The 12,477-nt window shown below is 63.0% G+C and carries 1 protein-coding gene; it reads right to left on the reverse strand.

Annotation, left to right across the window (positions count from 1 at the left end; genetic code table 11):
- Positions 1-41: 41 nt before the first annotated feature.
- Positions 42-12,477: non-ribosomal peptide synthetase (locus QRN54_RS24520; RefSeq protein WP_285183280.1), on the reverse strand; the 12,436-nt coding region annotated here is incomplete at its 5' end.

Consider the following 12,477-nt stretch of genomic DNA (forward strand, 5'->3'; position numbering starts at 1 on the left):
GCGCTCGCTTCGCGGGCGTGCGGCTTGGTGGCTTGAAGTTGTCATGCCCGTTCGGAGTATTTGGAAAACATCGAGAGCACCCGGGCGAGCTCCGGTCCGATGACCGCCATGGCCGGAGGTTCGATCATCTCGTTGTGTTCGCAGCGCACGGGCACCTCCACGATCCGGCCCGTCACGAGTGGGCTCCATTCCTGCGGCGACCTGTCGCGCGGAATCGTGTCGTCGTCTCCGGATGCCAGGAAGATCAGCAGATCTCCTTCGTAGACCTGGGGAACGAACTGGTGCGTGATTCTCTGCGATGTCTCGTACCCTCGGGCAATCCGTTCGAGGTCCCGACCGTCGACTCCCGTCTCGGGCCCGAGCCTCCGGGCCAACACGGCCGCCGCCTCGTCGAAGGTCAGATCTCGGTCGGTCTCGATCTCGAGGCCGAGTCCTCGCAGTAGGTCTCGGACGTCGAGTTCGGCTGACGCAGGGGCATCGCCGTTGTCGGGGTAGCTGTCCATCATCGCCAGTGTGGCGACGTCGCGGCCTGACGATTGCAGTTCGACGGCCATGGCGTGCGCGATGACTCCGCCAAGGGACCACCCGAGTAAGTCGTACGGCCCGTCCGGCGAAACGGCCTCCACCTCTTCGACGTAGCGATGGGCTAACTGTTCGATCGACTGATAGTCACCGTCGTCGCTGAGAGCGGGGAGCTGAAGTCCGTACACGGGTCTGTCCTCGGGCAGATACCGCACCAAGCCGGCATACCCCCAGGACAGGCCGATACCGGGGTGCACACAGAACAGCGGTCGCCCAGTCCCTTTCGTCCGCAGTGGAACAACCACGGCGAGAAGCTCTTCCATACCGGCGTCGGCAGTCGGCATGTCGAGGCGTCGAGCGATTCCAGCGGGTGTCGGGTCGAGGAACATCCACTGAAGCGGGATTCTCCGTCGGAAACGAGAGTGCAGTGCGCTGACGATTCGGGTGGCCACCAGGGAGGACCCGCCCAGGTCGAAGAAGCTGTCGGTAGTGCTCACCCGGTCGACACCCAGAACCTCGACGAACGAGTCGACCACGGCGCGCTCGGTGTCGGTGACCGGCTCGCGGAACTCGGCTGCAGCCGAACCGAATTCGGGTTCCGGTAAGGCCTTTCGGTCGAGCTTGCCCACCGGTGTCATCGGAATCCGCTCGAGAAGCACCACTGCCGACGGAACCATGTGCGAGGGTAGTCGGTCGGCTGCGTACGCCCGTATCTCGTCAGTGCCGGTGGCGTCAGCAGCTGACGCACGCACGTACGACACCAGGACCGTTTCACCCGACGGTCCCGTGTGGCCGACAGTCGCGGCGAAGTCCACCGACGGATGGCGTGAGAGAACTGCATCGATTTCCCCGAGTTCGATCCGAAAACCACGGACCTTGACCTGGAAGTCGCTGCGCCCGATGTATTCGAGCGTGTGATGCACTCCATCGCCGGAGCCAACGATTTTGGCACTGTCACCGCCGGATTCACGCCAACGCACGACATCTCCGGTGCGGTACATCCGGCGCCCCGGCGACCCGTACGAGCACGCGACAAATCGTTCCGACGTGAGCGACGCCCGATTATGGTACCCACGTGCCATACCTGGACCGATGATGTACAACTCCCCCGGCACGCCCACCGGGACGGGCTGCAAACGCTCGTCCAGCACCAGGAAGCCGAAGCCCACTGCCGGCGAGCCGATGTTCACTCCCGCACCGGGTTTCATCGAATCGCTGACGCTCGCCTGCACGGTGGTTTCAGTCGGGCCGTAGCCGTTGTGCAGCCTCCGACCCGGCGCCCATTGCGCGACGACCTCCGGCGGGCAGGCCTCGCCCACCAGATCGAGAACACGGAGCGCCTCGAAACCGTTGTCACCCAACGCCGCCAGCGCGGTCGGTGTAATGGTGGCATGAGTGACCTGCTCGCGCCGGAAAACATCGGCCAATTCGGCGCCACCGTACACAGCAGGCGGAACGATCACGACTTGCGCCGAGGCGCTGAATGCCATCGTCAACTCGAAGATGGAAGCGTCGAAACTCGGCGATGCCAACTGTGAGACATGAGAGTCGTGAGTGACCTCGAACCTCTCACGAGTTTCGGCCGTGAAGCTCGCCAAACCTCGATGAGTAATGTTCACTCCCTTGGGTTTCCCGGTAGATCCCGAGGTGTAGATCAGGTAGGCCGGATGATCGAGGTTCAGTTCACCGGTTCGATCGTCATCGGTGATCGGTTCCGGCGACAGCGCGGCTACCCGCCGGGCGAAGTGTGGGTCGTCGAGTTCCAGCCAGGGAACAACGTCGGGTAGGTGAGTTCGGCTGGTCTGAACAGTCAAACCGAGCGAGGCTCGGCAATCGGCGAGCATGTATTCGACGCGCTCGCGCGGATAGGCCGGATCGACAGGCACAAAAGCCGCTCCGGCTTTGGTCACCGACCAGATCGCGACCACCGATTCGATCGAGCGAGGCATTCCCAGTGCCACGAAGGTCTCCGGGCCCACACCGCGACCGCACAACTCCCGGGCAACACGATTCGACCACTCGTCCAGGTCGCGATAACTGAGCTGCCGGTTCTCGAGCGACAGGGCCACCGAGTCAGGATCGATCGCCACGGCGTCCGCCAACAACTCAGGCCACAATTTCGGAGGTACTTCGGGGAGCCCATGCGCCGGCGTCAACTCGCGACGTTCGAGATCGCCGAGTAGGTCGATGTCACCGATCGGTACCTGCGGATTCCGGGTCACGGCCTCGAGCACACGAACGAACATGTCGGCAAAACCGCTGACCGTACCGGGGTCGAAGAGATCAGTGGCAAAGTCGACGGCTCCGCTCATCCCTCCCGGTTCACCGCGATCGTCGTACTCCTCGGCCAGAAGGAATTCCAGGTCTACCTTCACTACCTCGAGTTCAGGATCGATCCCACGGACTTCCAGTCCCGGTAGCTTCAGAATCGGTCGTTTGTTGTTCTGGAATTCCAGCGACACCGCGGAAATCGGCGCATAGGCGCTCGACCGTTTCGGCCCGACCGCCTCCACTACCCGCTCGAAGGGCACGTCGGAATGAGCGAACGCGGCGAGGTCGACTTCGCGGCAATGCTCAACCAACTCGCGGAACGATCGAGCCGGATCCACCTGTGTGCGCAGTGCGAGCGTGCCGACGAACATGCCGACCAGATCATCGAGGGCACGATCTCCCCGGCCGGCGATCGGCGTGCCGATCACGATGTCGTCGGTGCTGCCCAATCGTGCCAGCAAGAGCGCGAGCGCTGCATGCACAGTCATGAATGCAGTGGACTCGTGCTGCCGCGACACGTTCAGAATACGGCGGTGAAGATCACTGCTGATCGAGAAGTGAATCCGCGAGCCGTGAAAACTCTGTTGCGTCGGCCGGTCTCGATCGAGCGGAAGTTCCAAGAGGTCGGGAGCACCTGACAATGCACGTCGCCAGTAAGCCAACTGCTCACTGATCACCGACCCGGGGTCGTCGACTGAGCCCAGAATCTCCCGTTGCCAGAGCGCGAAGTCGGCGTACTGGACTGGAAGCGGCGTCCACTGGGGATCCCCGCCGTACGCGTGGGCCTCGTATGCAATCATCACGTCTCGGGTCAACGGAGACATCGAGAAGCCGTCAGCCGAGATGTGGTGCACCACTACGGCAAGCACGTGTTCGCGCTCATCGATGGTGAACAACGCTGCCCGCAGGGGAATTCGTGCGGCGACGTCGAAACCGGCCGAGACCATCCGGGCAAGCTCGTCACGGAGATGAAGTTCGTCGGTCACCGATGTCTCGGTCAGTTGCGGCAGCTCGGCGCTCTCGGTGGGCACGATGTGCTGGACCGGTCCGTCACCGCGGACCGGAAACATCGTTCGCAGCGATTCGTGGCGGGCGATGACATCGGACATCGCTGATCTCAAGGCCGGTTTGTCGAGTTCACCGCTCAGCCGCACCACGAGCGGAATGTTGTATGCGGGAGAACTGGTGTCGAGTTGATTGACGAACCACATCCGCTGCTGAGCAAACGACAAGGGGATGTTGTCGGGTCGGGGGCGCGGTCCCAGTCGCTCCGACCCTTCGGCAACCGACTGGCCGATCACCGTAGCCAACTCGGCCACCGTCGGCGTCTCGAACAGATCCCGCACGCCTACGGTAGCTCCGAGCACCGCCCGTAGCCTCGCCGCGACCGAAGTGGCGCTCAGAGAATTTCCACCGAGCTCGAAGAAACTGATGTCGGTACCGACTCGTTCGAGGCCGAGCACCTCGCCGAACACGTCCGACACTGCCTGTTCGACCGGGCCGACCGGGGGACGGAAATCCCCTGTGGTCGTCTCGATTTCGGGTCTTGGCAACGCCGAACGGTCGACTTTTCCGACAGCGGTCAACGGAATGTTCTCCAGCACCGTGAGAACGGCAGGCACCATGTGCGAAGGCAAGCGCCGGGCCACGGCGCGAATCAGGATCCTGGTGTCCAGTCGACCCGCCGTGGGCACGACGTACGACACGAGTCGGGTGTCTCCGGTGGGGCCGGAATCGGCAACCGTAACGGCAAGACCGACGTTGGGCTCCGCCATCAGCACACTGTCGATCTCACCGAGTTCGACACGGAAGCCTCGAACCTTGACCTGGAAGTCGCTTCGCCCGACGTACTCGACACACATGTCCGCCGTCCATCGCACGATGTCGCCGGTGCGGTACATCCGCGTTCCTGGGTCAGCCGGGTTGGCAACAAAGCGTTCTGCCGTCAACCCCGCCCTTCGGTGATATCCCCGTGCCACGCCTGGTCCGGCCAGGTACAGCTCGCCGGGGACCCCGACGGGAACCGCTTGAAGTCGAGTGTCGAGCACCAGTTCGCTGACGCCCCTGACGGGTCCACCGATGGTGATTGGTTCTCCGGCGGTCATCGGCGGGCTGACGTTGGACATGATCGTTGCTTCGGTCGGCCCGTACGCGTTGTACAGGCGGCGGCCAGGTGCCCAGCGAGCGACGAGGTCGGGCGGGCACGCCTCGCCCCCGAATACGACTTCCGAAAGTTGTTCCAGCCCAGCCGGGTCCACCGATGCCAATGCCGCTGTGGTGACGAACGCGTGCGTGACGGCGTGCTCTGCCAGAAGTTGCGCCAGGTCCTCGCCCCCGTAGATCCCGGGTGGAGCGACAACCATCGTCGCCCCGGCTCCGAAAGCCTGCAGATATTCGAAGAGCGACCCGTCGAAACTCGGAGTGGAGAAGTGCAGCGTGCGTGATTGTGGAGTTGCGCCGTAGCGTTCGAGCTGGTCTCGGGCGAAGTTGTCGAGCCCTCGCTGCGTGACCACGACGCCCTTGGGCACGCCGGTCGACCCCGAGGTGTAGACCACGTAGGCAGCTGAATCCAACCCGATCGGACGGAGTCGGACGTTGTCGGTCAACGGGCTCCCTGAGAATCCCTCGCACTTCTTCGTGAAATGCGGATCGTCGATAATCAGCCACTCCGCGATATCGGGCAATCGATCTCGGCCCGCGGTGGTGGTCAATCCGAAGCTGACCTTCGAATCGATCAGCATGTGATTGATCCGCTCGTCCGGATAGTCGGGATCGATCGGCACGAACGCAGCGCCTGTCTTGGCGACGGCAAGTGTCGACACCACGGACGCGAGAGAACGTGGGACACCGACCGCTACATAGTCCTCGGTTCCCAGGCCGTGCGAGACGAGCAGGCGAGCAATGCGATTGGAGAGGATGTCCAGCTCGCCGTAGGTCATGCTGCCGTCCGCCGATTCCACGGCCGGTGCGTTCGGATCACGCTGGGCTGCCTCGTCGAAGATCTCCGGGAAGACGCGCGACGACCCGCCGGCCGTGCCACGGACTGGCACCAATTCAGCATGTTCGGAGGCTGCGAGCACCGACACCACAGCCAAGGGGCGATACGGGTGGGTACACGCTTCGAGTACGCGCCGCAGTCGTCCGGCGATCTCTTCGATGTCGGCGGCACCGAAAACCTCGGGTATGTACTCGAATTTCAGGCGGAGCCTGGTGTCGACCGATGCTACGAGGCTGAGCGGGTAGTGGGCAGCGTCCTTGGCTTCGACATCGGTGATCCGGACCCCCGCAATATCGGTAGCGGACGAAAGCCCCTGACGGTCAACGGGATACGATTCGAAGACAGTCAACGTGTCGAATCCGATCTCCGGCCCCGCGCCTACGTGGATCTCGGAAAGCCCGAGACAGTGGTGATCCGACAGCTCTGCTTGCTCGGCCTGGATCCGCGCGAGGAGTGTGCCGATACTTTCACTCGGGCGCAGCGTTATTCGGACCGGAATTGTGTTGATGAACAGCCCGACCATGGTTTCGATCCCGGTCAGCTCGGGAGGTCGACCCGACACCGTCGCTCCGAACACCACATCGTCTCTCCCGGTCAGTGCAGCAAGGACGATCCCCCACGATGCCTGAACAATCGTGTTGATCGTCAGCCCGAGTTCACGCGCCATTCCGCGAAGTGAGGTTGTGAATTCCTCGTCCAGATCGAACACCCACTCGGCCGCCATGGTGGAGAGTCGACGCGATCGAACCGCTGGAGCCAACAGCGTCGGTCCTTCGACTCCGCTCAGCGTCCTCGCCCACACAGCTCGGGAAGCTTGCTGATCGCGGCGGCTCATCCAGGTCAGATAGTCGCGATACGCGCGCGCGTGAGGCAAGGCCGCCACTTGACCGTCGGCGGCATAGAGCGTCGCCAATTCCCGGATCAGCAGGGGCATGGACCAGCCGTCCAGAAGGATGTGATGATTGGTGAGCACGAGCGTGAACTTTTCGGGGGCGAGAGCGATCAGGGTGAATCGGATCAACGGCGCCCGTGCCATGTCGAACGGGCGCGCTCGGTCCTCGGCCAGCGCTCGATCAATTTCCTGATCTGGTGCACCAGTGAGGTCGATTTCCTGCCACGGCGCTGCCACGTTGCTTCGGACCACCTGGACGGCACGGCCGTCGGCGCTGTGAAGGAAGGCGGTACGCAGGTTCTCATGCCGGCCGAGCAGCGCGTCGGCGGCGCGGCGCAGGCGCTCCGAATCGACTGCGCCGGCTAGATCGAGAGCCACTTGTACGAGGTATGCGTCGACCGATCGTTCGGCCAATTCGGCGTGGAACAACAACCCCGCTTGCAGTGGAGAGAGTGGCCAGACATCGCTCAGGTCGGGACACCGACTTTCGAGGTCGTCGATCGCCTCCTGTCTAAGATCGACCAGATCGAAGTCCGAGGGTGTGAATCCGCCGCCGCCCGCCGCGAACTCTGCGAGCCCGGCCAGTGCGTCGAGCCACCACTGCCCCAGTTGCCGAACGTCGTCCGCACCCAGAATGTCCGGTGGGAACGTCCAGCCGGCAACGAGCTGCGGACCGTCCTCGGTATCGCTGTCGACCGTCATCACGTTGACCTCGAGGACGCTGGCGAGTGGAAGATCGACGGCCGCAACCGTCCGCAGGTCCTCGTCACGGATCGGTACCCATCCCGCTGAAGCGTCGGCGTCGGATCCACCGACGCGTCCGAGGTAGTTGAAGCTGATCTGAGGCACCGGAAGTTGCGAAAGAGTGTGTGCCGTTTCGCGGTTCAGATAGCGCAGCAACCCGAAGCCGATGCCGCGGTCCGGCACCGCCCGGAGTTGTTCCTTGACAGTCTTGGCAGCGACGCCGGCAGCCGGGCCGCCGGCGAAGGCGTCACCCGGATCCACTCCGCTCAGATCGATCCGCACCGGGAAGATCGTCGTGAACCATCCCACCGTGCGAGCAAGATCTGCCCCGGGAACCACCTGTTCCTCGCGTCCGTGCCCCTCGAGACTGATCAATGTCTCCGGATTGTCGATGCCGCGGTCCATGCGCCAGCGGACCATCGCAAGTGCCAAAGCCGTCAACAATCCGTCCTCGACGCTCCCGTGAATCGCCTGCGGAACTGTCGTCGACACGGCCTCGGTCAATCCCGTGGGAACTCGTACTTCGATGTCAATGGTGGCCGAGGCGGTGTCCCTCTTCGTCAGGGCGCGCACACCCAGAGTCGGATCGGGACCCTCGAGCACCTCTCGCCAATAGTCGATCTCAGCCACCCGATCGGGCTCGCACGCGGCGTCGACGAGGCCATGTGCCCATCGACGCATCGAGGTTCCGACCGGAGCAAGTGACGGGTCGACGCCTGACTGCACCTGCGCACAGGCAAGTGCAAGATCGGGGATCAGGATTCGCCAGGAAACACCGTCCGTCACCAGATGGTGCGCTACCAGTAGCAACCGTTTCCGGCTCTGCCGGTCCTTTTGAATCTGCCCGTCGGTGTCGAGCAGGACTGCCTGCACCATCACACCTGCCTCCGGGTCGAGCCGCCCCAGAGCTGCGTCGAGTTCTGTCGAGACCGTCCTCGCGGCAGAACCCCCGAGGCTCACGTGGCGTACGACGGTCTCCGCTCGCACCGTACCTACAGGCGCAACGTCCATCCGCCGAGCGGATTCAGGATGATGCGTCGCCCGGATGCCCGCGCGGAGGATGTCGTGGTGGTCCAGCACAGCCTGCATGGCCAGTGTCAGCGTGACCTCGTCGAGCGTGGCAGGAACCGAGAGCAGAACAGATTGGGAGTACCGGCGAAAATCTCCACCACGGTCAAGCATCCATTCGACGATCGGCGTCAATTCGATCTCACCGACGCCGCCGCCAGGTAATTCGTCGACGACGACACGGTTGCCAGCCGTTCCGGCCGTCTCGGACAGCGCCGCAACAGTTTTGCGTTCGAACACCTCGCGCGGTGTGATCAGAACTCCGGCAGACCTGGCGCGCGTCACCAACTGGATGGACATGATCGAGTCACCGCCGAGAGTGAAGAACGAATCGTCGACCCCCACCTCCTCGAGTCCCAGAACTTCGGCGAACAGACTCGCAAGGATGTTTTCCGTTGCGGACGCGGGGCCACGACTTACGGTTGCCTGTCGCCCGAAGTCAGGTTCAGGCAATGCATTCCGGTCGAGCTTTCCGTTCACCGTCAGCGGCAAACCCTCGAGAACCGTCACGACAGCGGGGACCATGTGGGGCGCCAACCTCTGTGAGACATACTCGAGCAACGCCGCCGGAGAGATAGTGGCACCGGACTCCGGCACCACGTAGCCCACCAACCGGTCTCTGCGGGCTACCACCGCCGACTGAGACACGCCCACTCCGGAGAGCAGTGCAGCCTCCACCTCGCCGAGTTCGATTCGGTACCCCTTCACCTGCACCTGCAGATCGTTTCGTCCGAGGTACTCCAGCTGCCCGCTGTCGTTCCAGCGCCCCAGGTCACCGGATCGATACATACGCGCACCACTGACCGCGAGGTCGGGAATGAACCGCGCGGACGTCAGACCGAACCGGCCGAGGTATCCGCGTGAAACCTGATCACCGGAGACATACAGTTCACCCACCACACCGGGCGGCACCGGGTGCAACCGCTGATCCAACACATACACACGCAATCCGGGTAACGCCCGACCAATCACCGAGGCCGATCGTTGACGCACCAGCACACGATCGAGCGGTAAATGGCTGACGTGCACAGTGGTCTCCGTGATGCCGTACATGTTGACCAGATCTGGTGACGAAGTCCCGCGACGGGCGTACCAGCGCGTCAACTGTCCGAAGTCGAGCGCTTCTCCGCCGAAGATCACGTAGCGCAATGACAGGGCCACACCCCCGGCAAGCCGGTCGGCTTCCGCCAATTGATAGAAGGCAGTGGGAGTTTGATTGAGCACCGTGACACGTTCGTGCCGTAGCAATTCGAGGAATGCCTCTGGTGAACGGGCCGTGAAGTAGTCGACCAGTACCAGTCGGCCACCGTGTGCGAGTGCGCCCCACATTTCCCAGACCGAGAAGTCGAATGCCTCCGAATGGAACATCGTCCACACATCGCCGCTGCCGAAGCCGAAGAGCGCTCTGGTGTTTGCCAGCAACGTCACTACGCTGCGGTGAGAAACCTGCACCCCCTTCGGGCGCCCGGTGGACCCCGAGGTGTAGATCACGTAGGCCACCGATTCGGGTCGGAGCGGTAGCAGCCGATCTCGGTCGGTCACCGCAAGCGGAGAAAACCTGTGCAGCGCATCGAGAATCACCGGGTCGTCTACCGCAATCACTGGAATCTCGCTGTCTGCGATTGCGTCACTGTCTCGTATGTAGTCGCCGTCGGCCCGGGTGGTCAACACACACTTCGGCCGGGCGTCACGCAGCACGAAGTCCACCCGGTTTACCGGAGAAGTCGAGTCCACCGGTACGTATCCGCCACCCGCCTTCACCACCGCCAGCAATGCCACCATCAGGTCGATCGAGCGGGCCATCGCGACTGCCACCAAGGTTTCCGGCCCCACCCCCTGCGCCACCAACAGTCGAGCAAGGCGGTTTGCTCGCTCGTCGAGTTCGCGGTACGTAACCGACAATCCGCCGCAGCGCACCGCCACGGCATCACCGGACGTCAGCGCCGTGCGATCGAAGAGATCCGACAACGAATCCTCGTCTGTTCCGGCGCCAGAGGGCGTGGGCGCAACCAGCAACCCGCTGAGTTCGCCGGCCAGAATCATGTCGATATCACCGACGACCACCGACTGGTTCTCGGTCACGGCGCCGATCACTCTTTCGAAGCGCGCCGCGATGCGCGCCACCGACATTCGATCGAAAATATCTGTTGCATAACGGAAACCGGCGCTGATACCAGCGGGCTCACCGTGCTCGTCGACGTGCTCCATCACACTCAGTTGCAGATCGAATTTCGCAACCGCGAGATCGACGTCGAGCGAGCGAACCGTCAGTTCCGGCAAGTCGAAGCGCAGTCCCGTATCGGTCTGGAATTCGAGGAGTACCTGAAACAGAGGTGAATGCTCGGTGGAACGGTCGGGCGAGAGGTAATCCACCAACCTCTCGAAGGGGATGTCTGCATGGTCCAGAGCACCGAGATCCGTTGACCGCACCGCGGCCAACACCTCGGCAAAGGTTGCTCCGGATGAGACAGGTGTGCGAAGGACGAGCGTGTTGACGAACATCCCGACCACATCGTCGAACACCGATGCACCGCGACCTGCGACCGGAGTCCCGATCACTACGTCGTCCGCTGTAGTGAGCCGTGCCAGCAATACCGCCAGAGCCGCATGCATCACCATGAACAGAGACGAACCGTTCTGGTGTGCGAGTTCGTTCAAAGCTCGATGGATCTCGGGCGAGAAGTCCATCGAAACCACCGCGCCCTCGGCAGACCGTTTCGAGGTTCGTGGTCTATCGAGAGGGAGCGGCAAGACGTCCGGAATACCCGACAGCTTCGCTGTCCAATAATCGAATTCGGCCGAGGGCGAAGTTTCCGGACCAACGTCTGCGTCGACGTTCTCACGCTGCCAGAGGGTGTAGTCGGCGTACTGAATCGGCAGCGGCACCCAGTCCGGGCTCCGACCTTGCGTGCGCGCGGTATATGCACTCATCAGGTCGCGTGCCAGTGGTGCCATCGAGAAGCCGTCTGCGGCGATGTGGTGAACAACGATCGCGAGTACATGCTGCTCCGGTCCGGTTCGGAGTAACCTCACGTGCAGCGGGAACTCTTCGGACACATCGAATCCGATGTCGAAGAACGCGTGCAAGTCCGTGAAAAGCCCCTCGCCGGGAATCGGCACGGGGTGGATTCGAGGAGCAGCGACCGCGGGTTCGGCGATCACCTGGTAGGGCCCGTCTGCGGACGCAGGAAAGATCGTTCGAAGGGATTCGTGCCGTTCCACCACATCACCCAGCGCGGCTTGGAGCGCACCCGAATCCAGGAACCCGTCCAGTTGTAGTGCGACGGGGATGTTGTAGAGCGGAGACGACGTGTCGAACTGGTTGACGAACCACATCCGCGATTGCGCGAACGACAGCGGAATACGTTCTGGCCGTGCCCTACTCGTGAGGGGCACACGAGTAGCTTCCTCGAGTCCAGGCTCGCCCGGCGCGGAGTCGATTGGATCTATCGAGGCCGCCAGGTCCGCGACCACGGGGGCGTCGAACAGTGCATTGACCCCCATATTGGTGTGCAATGCGGCGTTGATGCGGGCGATGACTCGAGTGGCGCTGAGGGAATCCCCGCCGAGTTCGAAGAAACTGTCGTCGGCACCCACCTGGTCGAGACCGAGAACGTCGGCAACAGCACGGGCGATTCCGATTTCGGCAGGAGTGGCGGGAGTCCGAAACGCAGCGCTCGCAAAATCAGTGTCCGGGAGGGCTTTACGGTCCAACTTCCCATGCACCGTCACCGGAAACTCCCCCAACACCACCACCACCGACGGCACCATGAACCCCGGAAGAGACCTCCGCACCCCCTCCAACACCACCACCTCATCGACCACCACCCCCACCTCACCCACCACAAACCCCACCAAAAAATCCCCACCCACACCCGACCGCAACACCACCACCGCACCAGCCACCCCCACCTGAGCAGCCAACACCGCCTCCACCTCACCCAACTCCACCCGCTGCCCCCGCACCTTCACCTGAAAATCC

It is taken from the genome of Rhodococcus sp. MEB032, from assembly GCF_030208925.1.
GTDB lineage: Bacteria > Actinomycetota > Actinomycetes > Mycobacteriales > Mycobacteriaceae > Rhodococcus_F > Rhodococcus_F qingshengii.